The sequence below is a fragment of the Sorangium sp. So ce128 genome, from assembly GCF_051525245.1.
GTDB lineage: Bacteria > Myxococcota_A > Polyangia > Polyangiales > Polyangiaceae > Sorangium > Sorangium cellulosum_B.
The window spans coordinates 3732501-3750418 of the sequence record NZ_CP150313.1 but is presented as its reverse complement, the minus strand read 5'-3'; the positions used below and the strand labels follow the sequence as shown (position 1 = coordinate 3750418).

Below are 17918 nucleotides of genomic sequence, written 5' to 3'. Positions count from 1 at the left end.
TCGAGCGGCTAGAGACGGCGAGAGAGGCGCGCATTGCCGGCGTGCGCATCGGACCATCTGCTAGGTTGGTGGGGTGTTGCGCGCAAAGCTTGGACACTCGGCGCCCTGGTGTCTTTTTTCTCTCGCTTCCAGCCTGTACGCGGTCTCGCTCTTCGGCTGTGAGAGCACCGACCTGCCCCCGTATACCCACCTCCCGGGGGAAGGCGGCGGCGGCTCGGGGTGTGCGCCGGGGCAGATCAGCGGCGCCAGCGGATGTGCGCAGGTGGGCATTCGGGGCTGCGCCGACGCCTTCGTCGACGAGGACGGCTTCTGCCGCCCCGCGCTCGCGAAGTGCTCGCCCGGGACGATCCCGAAGCACGACGAGGGCTGCATCGAAGTCGGGATCCCCGGCTGTGCGGCGGAGTTCGTGGAGGGCGGTGCCTGCCATCCCACCATGGCCAGGTGCCCGGAGGGGACATTCGCGGTCCCGCAGAAGGGCTGTGTTTCCATCGACGGCCCGGACGGCTGCGGCTCGGCGCCGTGGGGCGAGATCGTCGAGGCGCCCGGCGATCTCCACGTCGATCCTGGCTACGAGGGCGGAGACGGCGACGGGTCGCGGGAGAGGCCGTTCACGACGCTGGCGGAGGCGCTGGCGGGCGTTCAGGCGGACGGGCGCGTCGTCCTGGCCGAGGGCGAGTACGACGAGCCGATCGAGATCGCGAAGCCCATCGAGATCGTCGGGCGGTGCGCCTCGCGGGTGGTGCTCCGGGGCGAGAAGAGCGATCCCGACGGCAACGTCAGCGCGGTCTGGATCCACGACGTCGACCACGCCGGTGTGCGCGGCGTGAGCCTGCTCAGCCCATCGATCGGGGTGTTGATCCAGTCAGCGGCGGTCTCGGTGCGCGACATCCGGGTGACGGGCGAGAGCGGCAAGGGGCTCGTGGTCGCGCTCCCTGGCGCGAGCCTCGATCTGTCGCGCAGCCTCGTCCAGTCGTCGTGGGCGGACGATGGAACGGGCGAGGGCTGGATCAGCGTGCTCGTCGTCTCCGGGGCCGAGGCGCGGCTCACCGAGAACGCGCTGGTCGGCGGCACGATCAACCTGCGGATCAGCTCCGAGGCGGCGGAGGTGGTCGCGGAGGGCAACCTGCTGGAGGCCGCGGCGCTGCCGTCGGCGACGAGAGACGGCGTCGGCGTGCACCTCGAGGACGGCACGCTCCGGCTCGACGCGAACGCGCTCGTCCACCATCACCTGGGCGCGCTGGTGACGGGCGCCGGCGCGGAGCTCGTGGCGGCGCGCAACCTCATCGCCGCCGCGGCGGACCCGGCGCCCGAAGCCGGCGGCCTGGCCGTGGAGCAGGGCGCGCGCGCGTCGCTCGCGTCCAGCGTGCTGTCCGGCGCGTGCGACGCGCTGCTCGCCGTCGCGGACGCCGGCACGGAGGTCGAGGCATCTGGCAACCTCTTCGATGGCGCGGCCGCCTCGGAGAGCGGTCACCTCGGAGTCGCCGTCGAGCAGCGCGGCGGAGCGCTCTCGCTGTCGTCGAGCCTCGTGCGCCAGGCCGGCGACGCCGGGCTGTTCGTCTCGGGCGGGACACTCTCGGCGAGCGGCGTGGTCATCGAGGGCACGCGCGCGAACCCGCTGCACCGGGATCGCGCCGCCGGCGTGCTCGTGCAGGGTGGCCGCGCCACGCTTGCGTCGACGTATATCGTCGAGCCCCACGTCGCGGGCGTGTCCGCGTCCCGGGGCGCGACCCTCGAGATCGCGGACAGCCTCATCGAGCGCTCGCTGCCGGAGGAGCGCGACGGCACGGGCGGCGTCGGCCTGCTGAGCGCCGGGGCGGCGCATGTCCTCGTCCAGAGGTCGGCCGTGCTGGAGAGCCGCGTGGCGGGCCTGCTGCTGGCCTCGCCGAGCACGGTGGAGGACACGGTCATCCTCGGGGTCGAGGGCGGCACGTTCTCGGCCCTGAGCTCCGGTGGGCAGACGGAATCGGTGCCGGACCTGGGCGACGGCCTCGTGGTCCTGGGTTCGACGGCGCAGGTGAGCACGGTGCAGGTGCAGCGCTGCGCGCGCGCCGGTTTGCTGTTCAGCGACAGCGGCGGCGCGCTCGCGAGCTCGGAGTCCACCGGCAACCGGTTTGGCCTCGTCGTGCAGGGCGCGCAGGCGCCGTCGGTGTCGGAGGACAACAGCTTCGAGGGCAACCAGGAGAGCGATCAGCTCGCCGAAGGCGCGCTCCCCGTCCCGAGCAGCGCCACGCCCGCCCCGTGACGATCGCTCACCGAAAGGCCCGGCCCCGCCCGGCCCGGACGGACGTCGAGCCGCCGCGGCGACACGCGCACGACGCGCTCGCGGATGTCGTGTTGAGATCGCGAAGCGCGCGTCGAGGCGCCTCGCGCAGCGATGGGTTGCGTCGCCGAGAGCTTGCGTCGATGTCGCGAGAACGACGTCGGTCAGGGCTCACGATCGCGTCGATGACGACGATCGCGCACCTCACGGACTTCCATCTCCTCGAGGCGGATCACGACCGGCGCCGCGGCGCCGAGCGGTGGCGGCTTCGCTACCTGAGCTTCGGCCGCCCCATCGACGCAGCGCAACGGCGCCGTCGCACGCTGGCGGCGCTCATCGAGGCGTGGCGGACCGGGGCGGACCACCTGGTGCTCACCGGCGACCTCACGGAAGACGGGACCCCTGCCCAGTTCGAGGTGCTCGCCGCCGTCCTGGCGGAGAGCGGCTGGGACCCGGCCCGCGTCACGTTGGTGCCTGGCAACCACGACGCGTATACCGAAGGCGCGTGGGAGCGCGCGCTGGAGGGCTGCCTCCGCCCCTTCGCGGCGACGAGCAGGCAGGGGACGGCCGTCGCGCTGCCTGGGGCTGTCGTGGCCGGGGTCTCGACGGCCATGATGCAACCGGTGACCCGCTCGGCGGGCGCGATCGCGGCCCGCGAGCTCTCGTGGATCGCCTCGCTCGCCGCCGAGGCGCGCCGCTCGGGCGACGCGCTCGTGCTCGCCCAGCACCACCCGCCGCTCCGCCATCCGATCGGAGCGATGCAATGGCTGGACGGGCTCATCAACAGCGCTGAGCTCATGGCATTGCTCCACGAGCACGATCACCTTCACGTGATCCACGGCCATACGCACCGAGCGCACGACGCGCCGGTGCGCTCAGGCGCGCCGCCTCGCATCTTCTGCGCTCAGGCGCTCGTGGACGGACCTTCACCGCTACGCCTCTACCGTGTGCGTTGCGGACGCCTCCTGTCCGAGCGGGCCCGCGTTCGGAGCGGCGCGTCGGCGTTCGCGCTGGCGTAGAATCTCTCACACGCACTGCAGCGCGCGTTCCCCTCATCGCGCTCTTTTCGCCCAAGACGCGGCTCGTATAGAGTCCTCGTTCGATCATGAAATTCACGTGCTTACTCAGGGGTACGATCACCGTCGTTGCTCTCTCGACGTTCGCGGCCCAGCTGGGCTGCGGCGGCGCCGCGCCCACGTCCGTCGCGCCGGTGATGGTCGACGCCGAGCCTGTCGAGACGTCGAGCCCGAAGATGAACTCGCGTTCCGAGATCGGCGGCATGAACGAGGAGAAGGTGCAAGCGGCGTTCGAGCGCGCGTCGTCTCGGCTCTCGCGCTGCTACCAGAAAGGCGTCCAGCGGATCCCCTATCTCGGGGGCGAGATCCGCTTCAAGGTCCGGGTGACCGAGGAGGGCACGGCGCGCTGGGCGTTCGTGAAGGACTCGAACCTGGGCGATCGCGAGACCGAGGCGTGCATGCTGAGCGTCCTGAAGGCGACGAGGTGGCCGAAGCCGGTCGGCGGAGAGGGCCTGGCGGAGAACAGCTTCACCTTCGAGCCGAGCAGCGACGAGCGCCTGCCCGTGCCCTGGACGCCCGACCAGCTCGGGACGCCGTACAAGAAGGCGAGGCCGGCGCTCGCGTCGTGCCGGAGCCAGGCGGGCGCCAGCCAGCTCAAGGCCACGCTCTACATCGACACCGACGGCAAGCCGCTCAGCGTGGGCGTGTCCAGCAACGACGAACGGGGCGAGGAGGCGGCCGAGTGTGTCGCCGGCGCGCTGCGCGAGATCACCTTCCCCTCTCCTGGCAGCTATGCATCGAAGGTGAGCGTCGACATCGATTGACGTGACGCCACGCACCGCCCGCAGCGATCGCCTGCACGCCGGGCTGGCCGCTGGCGGAGGTGTCCGGCAGGCGTGCCGCTGCGCGCTGCGTCCCGCCCTGTCCGACGCGGCGAGGGTCGCAGGGCTCGTCCATTGGCCGCGAATTCTACCGCCCTTGCTGGCAGCGCGCGCCGCGGGACTGCGCTACGCTCTCGTCGTGGGCAAGGTCCTCCGGCAGATCCTGGTGCTCTTGTGGAAGGTGGCTCGCCTCGTCCTGTGGAAGTGGCTGAAGCCGCGCCTCATGAGGTTCGCGATGATCACGGCGGCGCTCGTCGGGGTCATCCTGCTCGTGGTGGCCGTGCTCGGCAGGCTTTAGCGGCGAGCGCGGCTCCCCGGCTGGCAGCCGCGGGCGGCGCGGCTGTCGTTCGTTTGTCCGCGGTCGCATCCGGCAACTAGTCTCTCCCGCTTGCATGGCTAGCTCACCGCCTTCCTTCCTCCTCGCGGCCCTGACGTGCGCGATCGCGTCGGGGGGCGCCGCAGCTTGCTCCGAAGAGAGCCCCGCCGATGCGGCGCCTGCCTCGCTCGAGGCGGACTCCCTGCGGACGCCCCCCGAGGCGGACGCGCCGCGCGTGTCCTCGGGAGCGGCCGCGCCGCGCGCCGCGCTCGTCGAGGCGGCGCACGTCACGAAGGCCCCGGCCCAGGCCCAGGCGGAGGCCGACGCGCCGCCCGCGGCGAGCGCGGCGGCAACGGCGCCGCCCGCCATCGCGGCGGTGGAGGGCGCGCGCATCTACTCCAAGGCGCGGTTTGCGTGGATCAACCCTGGCCCTTACCCGACGCGGGGCTGGAGCGGCTACCTGGGGCTCGGCGGCTCCGTCGCGCTGCGCGGCGGCAGCGTCGAGGCCGCGCGGACGCCGGGCGAAGGGTGCGACGCGTGGTACGCCATCGAGCCGCGGGGCTACGTCTGCGCTGGCGCCAGCGCCGCGGTCGACCCGAACGACCCGGTCGTGGCCGCGCTGCGGCCGCACGCGCCCAGGGTCGACTCCCCGTGGCCCTATGACTACGCGGAGTCGACCGGCGCGCCGCGCTACCCGCAGCTCCCGAGCGCGAAGGAGCAGCGGCGCTCCGAGTGGGACCTCGAGGAGCACCTCGCGAACATCGCGAAGGTGCGCGCCGCCGAGGGTGCCGGCGAGGAAGCCATCCGCAAGCTCGACGATGCCCTCGTAGGAGTCGACCTGAAGCCTGCGGGGGTGGCCGCCCCGGCGCTGTTTCCATTCGGCGGCCTCGTGCGCGAGGGGCGCGACCGGATCGTGAACGGCTCGACGGTGGCGTTCACCCGCGCGTTCGACGCGCAGGATCGGACCTGGGTGGTGACCTCGGACCAGGCGTACATGCCGAAGGATCGCCTGAAGCCCTACCCGCGCTCGAGCTTCCAGGGCGTCTGGCTGAAGGACGGGCGTTCGCTCCCGCTCGCGTTCTTCCGCAAGACCGATCGGCCGAAGTACCAGCGGGGCGCCGGCGGCCGCTTCGAGCCGACCGGCGCGTCGTTCGCGCGGCTCGCCTCGGTCGGGCTCACCGGTCGCGCCGAGAGCGAGGACGGCGAGCGGCTCCTCGAGACGCAGGAGCCGGGGGTCTACGTGCGCGCGGACGACGCCGTCGTGATCGAGGCGGCGAAGAGCTCGCCGCTCGAGGGCGACGGCGATCCGTCGTCGCCGCGCAAGTGGATCGAGGTCAGCGTGCTCGGCGGCTGGTTCGTCGCCTATGAAGAGCTCACCCCGGTCTTCGCGACGCTCATCTCACCGGGGCGCGGCGGTGTCCCGAGGCAGGGCATCCCCGCCATCGAGACCGCGGCGACGCCGACCGGGCGCTTCCGCATCGACGGGAAGTTCGTGACGGCGACGATGGTCTCGAGCACGAACGACAAGATCGTCCACTCCGAGGTGCAGTTCGTGCAGAACTTCAGCGGACCTCACGCGCTGCACGGCGCGTACTGGCACGACGCCTGGGGCGAGCCGAAGAGCGGCGGCTGCGTCAACCTCTCCCCCATCGACGCGAAGCAGATGTTCGCCTGGACCGACCCGCCGGTGCCGGAGGGGTGGCACGGCCTGCGGGCCTCCCGTGACGCCGGCCGCTCCACGGTGGTCCTCATTCACCGCTGATCGCGCGCGCGATCCGGCCCACGAGCCGCAGCGCGGCTTCCGCGAACACGTCCGGATCGAGCAGCAGGCCGACCACGAGGAAGCCGTCGCGCGGCATATCGAAGAAGTAGCCGGGGTGGACGATGATCCCCTCGTCGCGCACGAGGAGCTCGACCCAGCCGTCCTCGTCGTGCACGCGCGGGACCTCCAGCGTCGCGTACCAGCCGCCGTCGATCGGGAGCCGCCGGACCGCACCCCCGGCGCGCGCGGCGATCGCCGCGTCGAGCGCCGCCAGGTTGGCCTGCACGCGCGACAGGATCGCGCGCTGGACGGGCGCCCGTGAGGCGAGGATCTCCGGCAGCGCGAGCTGCACCGGGGTGCCGACCGAGAGGTAGGTGTCCGCGATGATCTCGAGCCGCTCCAGCGCCGCCGCGGCGAGCTCCGGCGGCCCCGAGACCGCGATCCAGCCGAGCTTGAGCTGCGGCAGCGCCATCACCTTGGAGAGCCCGCTCAGCACGAACGTCAGCGCCTGCCGCGCGCCGGCGAAGCTCGGCAAGCGGTCCGGGGCGAGGTCTCCATGGGCGTAGTCCCCGAAGACCTCGTCGACGATCAGCGCGAGCCCGCGCTCCCTGGCGCACGCCTCGAGCGCGGCCGCGTCGTCGCGGCGCACGAAGGAGCCGGTCGGGTTGTTCGGATGGACGAGCACCACCGCGCGCGTCCGCTCGCCGGCCGCGCGCTCGAGCGCGCCGAGGTCGATGCGCCATCCTTCCTCCCTGAGGAGCGGGTAGGGCGTGAGCGCGACGTCCTCGAGGCAGGCCAGGTACTCGAGCAGCGGGTACGACGGCACGGGGACGAGCACGTCGTCGCCGCGCTCGGCGAGCAGCTTGAGCAGCCATCCGTACGCTTCGCTGGTGCTGGCCGTCAGCACGACGCTCGACGGATCCACGTCGAGCCCGCGCTCCTGGTAGTAGCGCGACACCGCGGCGCGCGCCGCGGTGTCGCCGAGCGGCAGCGGCGCGTACCGCTCGCCGCGCGGCTCGCCGAGCGGCGCGATGAGGTGAGCCGCCTCGACGATCCCGCAGCGCGTCGGGTTCGACTCCGTGAAGTCGACGAGCGCGCGCCCCGCCCCGCGCGCCTCGGCGAGCACGGACGCGAGGCTGTTGCCCGAGAGATCCCAGCCTGTGCGCGCCGCGAACCGCAGCGGCCTGGGTGCGCGCGCGTGTTCCGCGTCCGCCTCCGCCGCGGGAGGTCGATCCAGGATCACCCGTTTATCCATGCGTCCGTGCTCCATCGCAGTCGTGCTCTACCCCGCCCCGCCGGTCGGCCACCGTGACACGGACGGCGCCGGACGGCAGCCGCACGTGCACCCGGGCAACGCAAGCGCGCGGGCTGCCTGCGGGGGTGCTCAGCCGCGGCGCCGCCGGCGCGCCGCCGACGCCGCCACGAGGAGGCTCGCGAGGCCCCAGGCGGCACGGCTCGACGGCGGCGTCCCGTCCGGGCGAGCCGCGGCCCAGGTGCACGCGCCGCTGGTCGCCTCGAGCTCTCCGTTCGCCATCCAGACGTCGCTCCCCACCGGGAGCTCGCGCGCGCCGAGCGAGGCGCCGTCGTAGAGCACGTCGACGGCCAGCGTCGCCCCTCCGGAGCCGCGCGGCGCGGCGACCGCGAACTGCCACAGCCCGCGGCGCACCTCCCGGAGCGGCGTGTGCATCACCCCGCCGCGGACGGCGACCGTGAGCTTCCCATCGACGCCCCTCACCGGGGCGCCGTCAGGGCGTCGCAGCTCGATCGTCCCCCAGACCGGCCACGACGGGTCGGGCCTCGCGTAGGTGCTCGACAGGACGTACCAGCTCTTGTCGAGCGCCGGCTCGTTGCCGCCGGTCTCGGCGGCCTCGAGCGCGAGGCGCGCGCCTTCGAGATCGAGCACGCCGGGACCGAGCTGCGCGTCGAGCGGCACGGCGCCCCTCGGATACCTCGCGCCTGCCTGGAGCGCCTCCGTGACCTCCGCCTGGCTCAGGTTCGGGTTGACCTGGAAGAGGAGCGCGATCGCCCCTGCGACCTGCGGCGCCGCCATGGACGACCCTGACGCGATCGCGTGGTGGTCGTCGACGACGAAGCAAGGCTCGTCGCCAGGGCACCCGGGCGTATCGAACAGCCCTCCGGGATCGTCGCGCGGGTCGACGCCGCTGGCCATGGCGGCCGCGACCAGGCCGCCGGGCGCGCTGATCTCCGGTTTGGCCACGCCGAACGGCGTGGGGCCAGCCGCGCTGAAGTAGCAGGCGCTGTCCTCTTCGATGTCCACGCCGTCGAGGCTCGTGAGGCGCACGCTCGTGGAGCTCCCCTGCGGCTGCCAGCGGACGCGGTTGATGGTGCACCCCACGGCGAGCAGCCCAGGGTGGCTCGCGGGCACGTTGATCGTCCCTTGCTTGATGGCGCGCGGGAACAGGAGCCCGAGATCGTGCGACGGCGAGACGTCGCCGAGCCCCGTCACCCAGAGCTGCGCGTCCCCTTGGCCTCGCAGGCGGATCGCGAACTCGCCCGCCTTCCACGCCCCGCTGAAGGCCACGACGGCGCTGTTCGTCGCCGCTGTGATGGGCGACTTCCCGTTCGCGAGCCGGTTGATGACCGCGCCGGTCGTCTCGCCGTCGTCGCCGGTGTAGCCGGCGTCATCTCCGGGCTCGATCAGGCCGATCCACGCCTCGCCGCCTGGCCCGTCGAGGCCGACCGACACCTCGTCCCCGGGCCGGAAGGTGATCCAGACGTATCCTTCGCCGCGCTCCGCGCTCGGCGTCCGGATGGGCACGCGCGTCTCGGCGTGCGCCGACACGTGGGCCTCGGTGTGGATCCCGAGCGGCCCTTCGCCGTCGAGCTCGTACATCGCGCCGCTGTTGCCGGCGGCGACGACGATCGCCCGCCCCGGATGAGCGCTGCCGACCATCGCGGCGAGCCCCGCCTCGAGCGGGCTCGTCCCGTCGTGGGGCCCGAAATCGCTCCCGACGCTCAGGTTGACGACCGCCGGCATGTTCAGCTCCTCGGCGCGGTCGAAGATGAACTGCACCGCCTTGAGGATGTCCGGATCGTCGAAGCCCTCGCCGGGCCGCGCGGGCGCGGCGATGATCAGCGTCGCGGCGGGCGCCACGCCGACGTACCGCGGCCGCTCCGAGACCATCGGCCCGCCGTTGCCCGCGGCGATGGAGGCCACGTGCGTGCCGTGCCCCGCGATATCGCGGAGGATGCCGGGCTTGCTCTGCGCGAGCATGGCGTCGATGTCGGCGTCGGAGAAGATCGCGCACGCCGACTGGTCCGGATCATCGCACCCGTAGGTGTGCTCGAGCGCCGCGTGCAGCCCCTTCGGGCTTCCGGCCTGCAGCATCCATCGGATCCGTGTCTTGCCGTCCTTGTCTCGAAAATCCGGGTGGGTCACGTCGAGACCGGTATCGACGACGCCGACGACCACCCCCTTGCCGTCCGCGCCGGTCGCCTTCCTGTACGGCTCGACGCGGATCCACCCCTTGGAGCGATCGAGCAGGGGCCGCCGCGGCGGCCCTGTGAGCAGCCTGAGCTCCGGGTGCGCGGCGGAGAAGGCGCCGACGTCGCCGGGCGCGAGCCGGATGGCCCCGAAGCCCGGCGCGACCGGGAGCAGCCCGAGCGCTCGCGCGTCGGCGCCGGCGGGCAGCGGCACCGTCACGGGGATGCGCCCGCGCGGATCGGCGAGCGGGTGCCGACCCAGGCGCGAGCCGAGCAGGCGCGCCACCGCCGGGGCCGGGACGTCGGCGCGCGCTTCACCCGCCGCGAGAGCGAGGCCGAGCAGCGCGATGGAGAGCGGAAACCTGCGGGCGAGCACGCCGCGAGTCTACACCACGTCCGCGCGCGGCCGAGGTCACGAAGGGCGCTGCCCTCGCCGCGCGCTCTCCGGAGCGCGCCGCGCGCCGCTCACACGGGCGGCACGAGGTGCTTCTTTCGCGGCCTCTCCTCGACCTTGCCGGCGTACCGCTCGAAGCGGCGCGCCACCTCGCGGCGGAGGTTCGCCGTCGGGATGATCGCGTCGATCACGAGCTCGCTCGCGAGCTTCTCCAGATCGACGTCGGCCCGGTACTCGTCGCGCAGCTTCTGGACGAGCGCCTCGCGCTCGGGCCCCGCCGGGATCGCCTGGATCTTGTTGAAGTAGACGGCGTTCACCGCGGCGCTCGGCCCCATCACGGCGATCGAGGCCGAGGGCAGGGCGATGCACTCGTCGGGCGCGAACGCCGGCCCGCACATCGCGTAGAGCCCGGCCCCGTACGCCTTGCGCACGACGACGGACAGCTTCGGCACGCTCGCCTCGCTCACCGCGGCGATCATCTTCGCCCCGGCCCGGATGATCCCCTGCCTCTCGACGACGGTCCCGATCATGAAGCCGGGCACGTCGGCGAGGTACAGGAGCGGGATGTTGAACGCGTCGCACAGCCAGATGAACCGCGCCGCCTTGTCGGCGGAGTCCACGAACAGCACGCCGCCCTTGTATTTCGGCTGGTTCGCGATGATGCCGACCGCGCGTCCCTCCACGCGCGCGAGCCCGGTGACGATCTCTCGGGCGTAGAGCTTCTTGATCTCGACGAAGCTGCCCTCGTCGATGATCGCGTCGATCACGGCCATGATGTCGAACGGCTTGTTCTCGTCGGCGGGGATCACGTCCTCGAGCGGCCGCTGCCCTGGCTTCTCCGGCCTCGGCTCGACGCGGGGCGCGGTCTCGGCGGAGCTCTGCGGCATCAGCGCGAGGTAGCGCTTCGCGAAGGCGATCGCCTCCTCCTCGGTCTTCACCAGGACGTCGCCGCACCCGGAGACCGAGCAGTGCATGCGCGCTCCGCCGAGCTCTTCGAGCGTGACCTTCTCGCCGATCACCATCTCCGCCATGCGCGGAGAGCCCAGGTACATGCTCGCGTTGCTCTCGACCATGCACACCACGTCGCAGAACGCCGGGATGTAGGCGCCCCCCGCCGCCGACGGGCCGAACAGCAGGCAGATCTGCGGGACGAGGCCGCTCAGCTCGACCTGGTTGTAGAAGATCCGGCCCGCGCCGCGCCGCCCGGGGAACATCTCGATCTGGTCGGTGATGCGCGCCCCCGCGGAGTCGACCAGGTAGAGCAGCGGGCACCGGAGGCGCCGCGCGGTCTCCTGCACGCGCAGGATCTTCTCGACGGTGCGGCGCCCCCACGAGCCGGCCTTCACCGTCGAGTCGTTCGCCATCACGCACACGGGGCGCCCGCCCACCGTCCCGGTGCCCGTGATGACGCCGTCGGCCGGCAGCTCGGGATCCAGCGCGTTGGCGAGCGCCGCGTCCTCGATGAAGCTGCCTTCATCGACGAGCAGCGCGACCCGTTGCCGCGCGAACAGCTTGCCCTGTTCCGCGTTCTTGTCGTGGTACTTCTGCGCGCCTCCCTTCTCGATGCGCGCCGTGAGATCCCGCAGCTTCTGATCGAGCGACATGGCGCGACCCATAGCCCTAAGCGCGCCGGGCGACCACCTCCCGCGCCGCCGATTCGAGCTCCCGCGCGGTCCGGGCGACCAGCACCTTCGTCGCCGCCGCGGCGTAGCGCGGCATCGCGCTGTCCCCCGTCCCCCAGGCGCCCGGCCCCTCGGGGCACAGCCACAGGAGCGCCCGCGCCCGGTCACGGAGCTTCCTCACGACCTCCGCCTCGTCCGCGAAGTAGTTCGTGCGCCCGTCGCCCAGGATCACGAGGGTTACCCGCCGGTCCACGTCACGCCCGTGTCGCTCTTCGAAGGCCAGCAGGGCGCGCCCGTAATTCGAGTTGTGCGCCCGGCTCACCACCTCGCCGCGCTGGATCCGCTCGAGCGCCGAGCTCGCCGGGAACGCCTCGAAGAGCTCGGTCGTCTCGGCGAGCTCGCTCACGAAGACGAACGATCGCGTCCGGTCGAAGAGCTCCTGCGCCGCGCAGACGAACTCGAGCATGAACCGCGCGGCGACGCGGACCGAGTCCGACACGTCGCACAGGATCATCAGGCGCGGCTTGTCGCGCCGCCGCGCTCGGCGCGCCGGCTGGAACGGCACGCCGCCGGTCTGGAGGCTGCGCCGCAGCGTCCGGTGGGGATCGATCCTCCCGCGTCGCGCGCGGCGCCTCCGGAGCCGCTCCGCGCCCCGGAGCCGCACGGACAGCTCCTTCACGGCGCGGCGCACCTCCTCCATCTCGCCCTCGCCGAGCGAGGCGAACGGCACATCCATGCGGCCCTGGGCAGCTGGCTCTTCACCCTCGAAGCGCCGGAGCGACAGCGTCACGTGCTCGCGCACGCGGTGCCGCATCCGCTCCAGCTCGGCGGCGAGCGCCTCCGCCAGGGCCCTCCCCCGCTCCTCGCCGAGGGCCTCCTCGAGCGCGCTCCGGATCCGCCGCAGCGCGCTGGCGGCGGCCGGCACCCCGAGCTGATCCATCACCCGCTGCGCGAAGAACCCGATCTGGAGCGAGCTCGTCATCGGCGCGAGCACGCGCGCGATCCCGGCCGCCTGGAGCGCTCGGTCGAGCTCCCCCGCGGTCCCTGCGAGCGCCTGGAACGCGATCGCGTCGCCCGAGGCGCCGCTCCGCTCCGCCGCCGCGCTCAGCAGATCGCGCAGGGCGGAGAGCTCCCCATCCGAGAACCCTCGCTCCCGCAGGCGCCCCCACAGATCGCCGACGTGCGCGCCCGCGGGAGAGAAGAAGCGGTCGAAGCAGGCGCGGTACCGGCGGAGATCGGCGGCGCGCTCGACGACCACCGCGCCGATGGCGTCGCGCAGCGTCCCTCGGTCGCCGAACCCGACGAGGGCGCACGCGCGCGTGACATCGATGGCCTGCGCCGTCGAGACGGCGAAGCCGTCGCGGCGCAGCGCCCAGAGGAACTCGTCGATGGAGAGGAGCATGGAGAGCGTACCGGTCCAGCCGGCGCGACCCCGCGGCGGCTATGGCGCCGGCGCGGGCTCCGCGAGCAGCGCCTTGAGGAGCTTCTCGACCTCGGCGTGCCGGGTCGGGTCGTACCCGACCACCACGTCCCGGATGACGCCCTTCTTGTCGATCACGAACATCGTGGGGAGCGCCTTGACGCCGTAGGCCGCGGAGGTCGACTCCGACGCGTCCGCCGCGACCGCGTAGCGCATCGAGAGGGCCTGCGCTGTCTTCGTCGCGACGCTCACGTCGTCGGTCGTCACGCCCACGACCCGCAGCCCTTGCGCGGCGTGCGCCGCGTGCCACGCCGAGAGCTGCGGGGCCATCAAGCGGCATGGCGCGCACCAGGTCGCCCAGAAATCGAGCAGCACCACGTTTCCGCGCAGGGTCCCGATGTTCGCCGGGACGGTCCCTCCGACGGTGGTGAGCGACTTCCAGGCTGGCGCGAACGTGCCGATCTTGTCGAGGCGAAGGATCTGATCGTGCCCGGGGAACGGCACCAGCGTCGGCGCGACGTCTCGCTCTCGTCCGCCGCGCCGGATCCGGAGGTTCACCACGTTTCCAGGCCCCGCGAGCGCGACACGCGCGACGAGCTGCTTTGGCTCGTCGATCTCGACGCCATCCGCCGCGATGACCTGATCCCCGTCCACGATGCCCGCCTTGGCCGCCGGCGAGCTGGTGACGACGTGCTTCGCGACCACCCCCCCGGCCGGCCCTGGCTCCAGCTCCACGCCCAGCCAGGCGCGGCGGGACGCCTCCTCGGCGGCTGCGTGCGGGGCGCCTCCCAGCAGCGCAGCGCCCGACAGCGACACCAGCGTGGCGGCCAAGAGGGCGCGCCATGCGCGGCCTCGCCTGGAAGAGGCCAGGTACATCCGGGCAGTGTAGCATCTCGACCGGTGCGGTCCCGAACCCGCCTCTCTGCGTGGTGCGCGCTCGCTGCGGCGTCGCTCGCCTCGATGACGCTCTCGACGGAGGCGCGGGTCCGCGCCGGGTGGGCCCCCCTGCCGCTCGGCTGTGCGCCGCCCCCGCCGTCCGCGTCCCCCGCTCACGTCGCGGAGACCACGGAATGGATCGGGCGCGGCTCCAGCTCCATCCCCGAGGCGCGGGCGCCGGCCCCGGCGCCCGCTGCACCGCCGGCCGCGGCGCCCTCGGCGTGGGAGCTCGCCGGGCAGCTCGCGAGCTTCCAGCCCGTCACGGCTCGAGCTCGCTCCCAGCACTTCACCGGCGAGATGGAGGCGGAGGTGAGGATCAACGCGGCGGCTGCGCCCTACCCGCAGCTCGGTCCGGATCGCGTTCTCCCCTCCGGCGCGGCCGTGGTCGAGTTCCACTACCGGGCGGGCGCATCGGAGCCGGACACGCTCCTGGCCATGGTGAAGCGACCGGCTGGCTACGACCCCGACGGCGGCAACTGGGAGTACCTCGTCCTCACGCCCCAGGGCACCTCCACCCACCGCGGCGCTCTGCCCCTCTGCAAGCGCTGTCATGCCGACGCCCCGCACGACCACCTCTTCGGCGGCCCCCGATAGGCGCTCGCGTGGCCCTCGACAGCGCGACGCGTCACAGCGTCCAATGGCCGGGGCTCTTGGTCCGCAAAGATTGCGAAACACGGCATGGCACGCGACACCGCTGCCCGAGCACCTCGTCGGACACGGATCCACACAGCCGAAGAAACCGCGGCGAAACGTGAGTATTCCGCTGGACGTACGCGCGCGCGAGGACGCAGCGACGAGGAGGCCGCGAGATGGCACAGAGGCTGCTCCAGGCGGAATTGACCGTGTTCTGCGCTGTGGGCTGCAGCGTGTCTCGGTCCTCCTCCCCTCGTAACGGGCCTCACTAGCTTGTGCTTGGTCGTTCAGCGGGCGCCATCCCGCCTCTCCATGGCGCCGCTGCTGCTTGGCTTACGGCTTCTTCCCGTTTCGTCAGCTTGGCCTGCTCATCTCGTGGTGCGCTTCTAGAGCTTCGCTTGCCCTTCGAGAGCGTGTGAAAGCGCGCGGCCATTCCGTGACGGAGTCGCCGCGCGCCCTGTTTTTGTCCTGCGCTCGTTGCCCGCCGCCGGCTTCGTGTGCGTCGCCGGCATGGCCCGCGCCGCTAGCCCGCTTCGCCCTACGGCGGCTCAACCTTGCGGATGGGATCAGCCTTCGCGGGCGAGAAGGCTCGACCATTCGGGGGAGTCGCCAGGGCGCGAGGCGAGAGGGCGACGAAGGAGCGAACTTCGCAACGACCTCGGCGGCAAACGCCGCGCATTCGAGCAGACGCACTCAGGCATCGATCACTTTTCCTTTGACAGCTCGCTCGGGGGCGTATAAACGCCGGCACTCACTTCGCGCAACCGAGCGCGACGCGGGAGTGCGGTGGCGTAGCCACGTCTTGCACTTGTCTTCACCAGAGCGCCCATAGCTCAGCTGGATAGAGCATCGGCCTACGAAGCCGGGGGTCGGAAGTTCGAATCTTCCTGGGCGCGCCTGATCGGTCGTGTAAAAGGTCCTGAGCCTCTCATGGATGTCATGGATGACGGAGCGGATTTGCTCCTCTCCCCTGTGGCACAGCCGGAGGAACCAGCGAACGTCGACGCGCTGTGGATGCGCGAAGCGCTCGCGGAGGCCGAGGCTGCGGCAGGTGCCGGTGACGTCCCCGTGGGGGCGCTCGTCGTCGACGCGGCGGGGACGGTGCTGGCGCGCGGTCGAAACCGCCGCGAGATCGACCAGGATCCGACCGGTCACGCCGAGGTGGACGCGCTGCGGGCGGCGGCCAGGCGGCTTGGTCATTGGCGGCTCGAAGGGGCGACCGTCTACGCGACGCTGGAGCCGTGTCCCATGTGCGCCGGCGCGCTCGTCAATGCCAGGATTGCGCGGCTCGTCTACGGCTGCCCGGACCCGAAGGCGGGAGCGGTCGACACGCTCTTCGCGATCGGGCGCGACAACCGGCTCAACCATCGCTTCGCGGTCACGTCGGGCGTGCTCGCAGACGAGTGCGCCGGCGTGCTCCGCGCGTTCTTCGCGAAGCTCCGGACCGCCGCCTCGAAGCGCTGACAGCCCAGCCCGCGCGTGCAGGCGTCAAGGCGCCGCCCAGGCGCCCCCCTCGTCCTCTCCCGATCTCTCCTCGCCGGCTTCACCGCCGTCCTCGGAGGGCTGACGGGGCGCCAGATGGGGCGCAGGGGAGCCTCGCACCACAACCTCCTGGAGCCCCTTCTCCAGCTCCTCGTCGGAGATCCGCCGCCGCCTGTGCGCGATCTGCATGAGCTTGCGCAGGTACCCGCTCCATGCAGCGGTGACCTCACCGTTCGCATCGAAGTGCTGCACGCTCGGGTTCGGCAGGATCGACGCGATGTACAGCGCCTGTCCGAGCGAGAGCTGCGCCGCTGACGCGTTGAAGTAGTGCCGCGCGGCGGCGCCGATACCGTAGACCAGCGGTCCGAACTCCACCGCGTTCAGGTAGAGCTCCATGATCTGCTCCTTGGTGAGCTCCTGCTCGAGGTACATGGTGAGCAAGGTTTCCTGGAGCTTGCGCGCCACGCTCTTGGTCCGCTCGAGGTAGAGGTTCTTGGCGAGCTGCATGCTGACGGTGCTCGCCCCCCGCACGAACCTCCTCTTCCGAAGGTTCTCGCGGATCGAGTTCTTGATGGCTTCCTCGTCGAACCCGTGGTGCCGGTGGAAGGCGCCATCCTCCGTGGTCAGCACGGCGACCTCCATGAAGCGGGAGATGTCCTCGTAGGGGACCCAATCGGCGGTCCCCGGCCCGGACTCGATGTCGACGCGCTTGCCCCCGGGCCCGTAAACCAGGCGCCGGAACGCGCGCTTGAAGCGATCGACGCTGAGCTCCGGCGGCATCTCCGTCACGCGGCAGGTGTTGGAGACCCCCCAGTCAAGCAAAAAATTCCGGTCGAGGTTCGCGGTATCGAACCGGAGCTTCCCTTCGATACCGAACGAGCCGGCAAGCCTCATTCCGTGGAGCTTCGCCACGATCCCTTTGGGCACCGAATCCAGCATCGACTGGCAAGCCGTGAGAGGCACCTCGAAGGTGCCGCGGACCCGGTGTGAGTTCCCGGCGTGCTCGTACTCGCCGCGCGCGATCAGCCTCAGCGCACCGAGGTCGACCTCGGCGTCCTCGGCGACGAGCTTGGATCCGTCGAGCTTGCCGTTCGCCTTCGCTCGCCATGCCAGGTCGAGGCCTGCGATGGGCTCATCTGCCAGGGCCGCGCTCCGCAGGGAGAGGTTTTTCAGCCTTCCTTCGCCGTCGACGCCAAGCGTCTGGCCGTCGGCGGAGAGGACGACCCGCGCGCGGCTGACGATCGACGTCCGCGCCACATCAAACAGGCCCATGTCCCCTTCATGGACGCCGAGGGTGGAGAGCCAGATGGGTCCGCCCTGCACGTCGGCGACGATCTCCTGCGGGGTCTCCTTCGCGTCGCTGAGCGGCACGCGAAGGCGAAAGGTGAGCGCTTGCTGGGCGTCGGCGCCGGCGGCCGCGATCGCGGCCTCTCCAGGCGAGAGCTCCACCACGAGCGAGCCTGCCTCGCGCCGCACAGCGAGGTGCCCCGGTCCCAGGTTGAGGTGATCGGCGTCGCGCCGGAGGCGCGCGGTGACGCCTGCGACGTCGACCTTGGCGTCCTTGCCGAGCGCCAGATCGATGCCCTGCGCCGCCCGCAGAAGGGCATCTCGAACCGCAGCCCCTCGATTCCGCCCCGCATCGGCCCCGTCGCTGCGCTCGGGCGTCCTCGTCAGCTGTGCCGGATGAGTGCGCCCGCTCTGCTCAGGCACGACCTGAGGTTCAGGGGTCCCCTCCGGGAGCGCCACGTTGGC

Annotated in this window: 13 protein-coding genes and 1 tRNA gene (1 of these 14 only partly in view); 8 read left to right on the top strand and 6 right to left on the bottom strand. The window is 72.1% G+C overall.

Annotated elements, in window-relative coordinates:
• Positions 1–73 precede the first annotated feature (73 nt).
• The 5 genes from WME82_RS14610 to WME82_RS14590 all read left to right on the top strand — a co-directional run bounded on the left by WME82_RS14610 (position 74) and on the right by WME82_RS14590 (position 6235).
• The gene (locus WME82_RS14610) at positions 74–2242 is read left to right on the top strand and encodes a DUF1565 domain-containing protein (RefSeq protein WP_437746033.1); all 2169 of its coding nucleotides are present in this window, start codon (positions 74–76) and stop codon (positions 2240–2242) included.
• Positions 2243–2445: 203 nt separating this feature from the next.
• On the top strand, positions 2446–3279 hold the full coding sequence (locus WME82_RS14605; protein ID WP_437871634.1) for a metallophosphoesterase family protein: 834 nt from the start codon (positions 2446–2448) through the stop codon (positions 3277–3279).
• A gap of 86 nt (positions 3280–3365) precedes the next feature.
• On the top strand, positions 3366–4100 hold the full coding sequence (locus WME82_RS14600) for an AgmX/PglI C-terminal domain-containing protein (protein ID WP_437746031.1): 735 nt from the start codon (positions 3366–3368) through the stop codon (positions 4098–4100).
• 196 nt (positions 4101–4296) lie between these two features.
• A complete protein-coding gene (locus tag WME82_RS14595; protein WP_157906653.1) occupies positions 4297–4455 on the top strand; it encodes a hypothetical protein in 159 nt (52 codons plus the stop codon).
• 94 nt (positions 4456–4549) lie between these two features.
• Positions 4550–6235, top strand: a complete 1686-nt coding sequence (locus tag WME82_RS14590) for a L,D-transpeptidase (RefSeq protein WP_438043322.1) — start codon at positions 4550–4552, stop codon at positions 6233–6235.
• Here the strand turns inward: WME82_RS14590 and WME82_RS14585 are convergent.
• From WME82_RS14585 to WME82_RS14565, 5 genes are all read right to left on the bottom strand, one after another.
• Complete coding sequence (locus WME82_RS14585) at positions 6222–7490, bottom strand: pyridoxal phosphate-dependent aminotransferase (RefSeq protein WP_438043321.1); 1269 nt, start codon at positions 7488–7490, stop codon at positions 6222–6224. The two genes, WME82_RS14590 and WME82_RS14585, sit on opposite strands and share 14 nt — an antisense overlap.
• 129 nt (positions 7491–7619) lie before the next feature.
• Positions 7620–10055 (bottom strand): S8 family serine peptidase, encoded by a 2436-nt coding sequence (locus WME82_RS14580; protein WP_437871627.1) that lies wholly within the window; start codon positions 10053–10055, stop codon positions 7620–7622.
• A gap of 89 nt (positions 10056–10144) precedes the next feature.
• Positions 10145–11677, bottom strand: a complete 1533-nt coding sequence (locus WME82_RS14575; protein ID WP_438043320.1) for an acyl-CoA carboxylase subunit beta — start codon at positions 11675–11677, stop codon at positions 10145–10147.
• A 16-nt stretch (positions 11678–11693) separates the two neighbouring features.
• Complete coding sequence (locus WME82_RS14570) at positions 11694–13097, bottom strand: VWA domain-containing protein (RefSeq protein ID WP_438043319.1); 1404 nt, start codon at positions 13095–13097, stop codon at positions 11694–11696.
• Positions 13098–13136: 39 nt separating this feature from the next.
• Positions 13137–13946, bottom strand: a complete 810-nt coding sequence (locus WME82_RS14565) for a redoxin domain-containing protein (protein WP_438043318.1) — start codon at positions 13944–13946, stop codon at positions 13137–13139.
• 69 nt (positions 13947–14015) lie between these two features.
• Between WME82_RS14565 and WME82_RS14560 the strand changes: the two genes are divergently transcribed.
• The 3 genes from WME82_RS14560 (at position 14016) to tadA (ending at position 16148) form a co-directional block, all read left to right on the top strand.
• Positions 14016–14645 (top strand): hypothetical protein, encoded by a 630-nt coding sequence (locus tag WME82_RS14560; RefSeq protein WP_438043317.1) that lies wholly within the window; start codon positions 14016–14018, stop codon positions 14643–14645.
• Positions 14646–15506: 861 nt separating this feature from the next.
• Positions 15507–15580: transfer RNA gene (locus tag WME82_RS14555), tRNA-Arg, on the top strand.
• Between the two features lie 43 nt (positions 15581–15623).
• Complete coding sequence (tadA, locus tag WME82_RS14550) at positions 15624–16148, top strand: tRNA adenosine(34) deaminase TadA (RefSeq protein ID WP_438043316.1); 525 nt, start codon at positions 15624–15626, stop codon at positions 16146–16148.
• A 24-nt stretch (positions 16149–16172) separates the two neighbouring features.
• Here tadA and WME82_RS14545 read toward each other — a convergent pair whose 3' ends face one another.
• Positions 16173–17918 carry the 3' portion of a transglycosylase domain-containing protein gene (locus WME82_RS14545; RefSeq protein ID WP_438043315.1) on the bottom strand. Its footprint extends 543 nt past the window's final position, so only the last 1746 of its 2289 coding nucleotides appear in the window; its start codon lies off the right edge, out of view; its stop codon occupies positions 16173–16175.

Excerpts from the sequence above, each read along its gene's own strand:
- WME82_RS14605 (WP_437871634.1), top strand. The coding sequence starts at position 2,446 with ATGACGACGATCGCGCACCTCACGGACTTCCATCTCCTCGAGGCGGAT.
- WME82_RS14600 (WP_437746031.1), top strand. The coding sequence starts at position 3,366 with ATGAAATTCACGTGCTTACTCAGGGGTACGATCACCGTCGTTGCTCTC.
- WME82_RS14590 (WP_438043322.1), top strand. The coding sequence starts at position 4,550 with ATGGCTAGCTCACCGCCTTCCTTCCTCCTCGCGGCCCTGACGTGCGCG.
- WME82_RS14585 (WP_438043321.1), bottom strand. The coding sequence starts at position 7,490 with ATGGATAAACGGGTGATCCTGGATCGACCTCCCGCGGCGGAGGCGGAC.
- WME82_RS14575 (WP_438043320.1), bottom strand. The coding sequence starts at position 11,677 with ATGTCGCTCGATCAGAAGCTGCGGGATCTCACGGCGCGCATCGAGAAG.
- WME82_RS14570 (WP_438043319.1), bottom strand. The coding sequence starts at position 13,097 with ATGCTCCTCTCCATCGACGAGTTCCTCTGGGCGCTGCGCCGCGACGGC.
- tadA (WP_438043316.1), top strand. The coding sequence starts at position 15,624 with ATGGATGACGGAGCGGATTTGCTCCTCTCCCCTGTGGCACAGCCGGAG.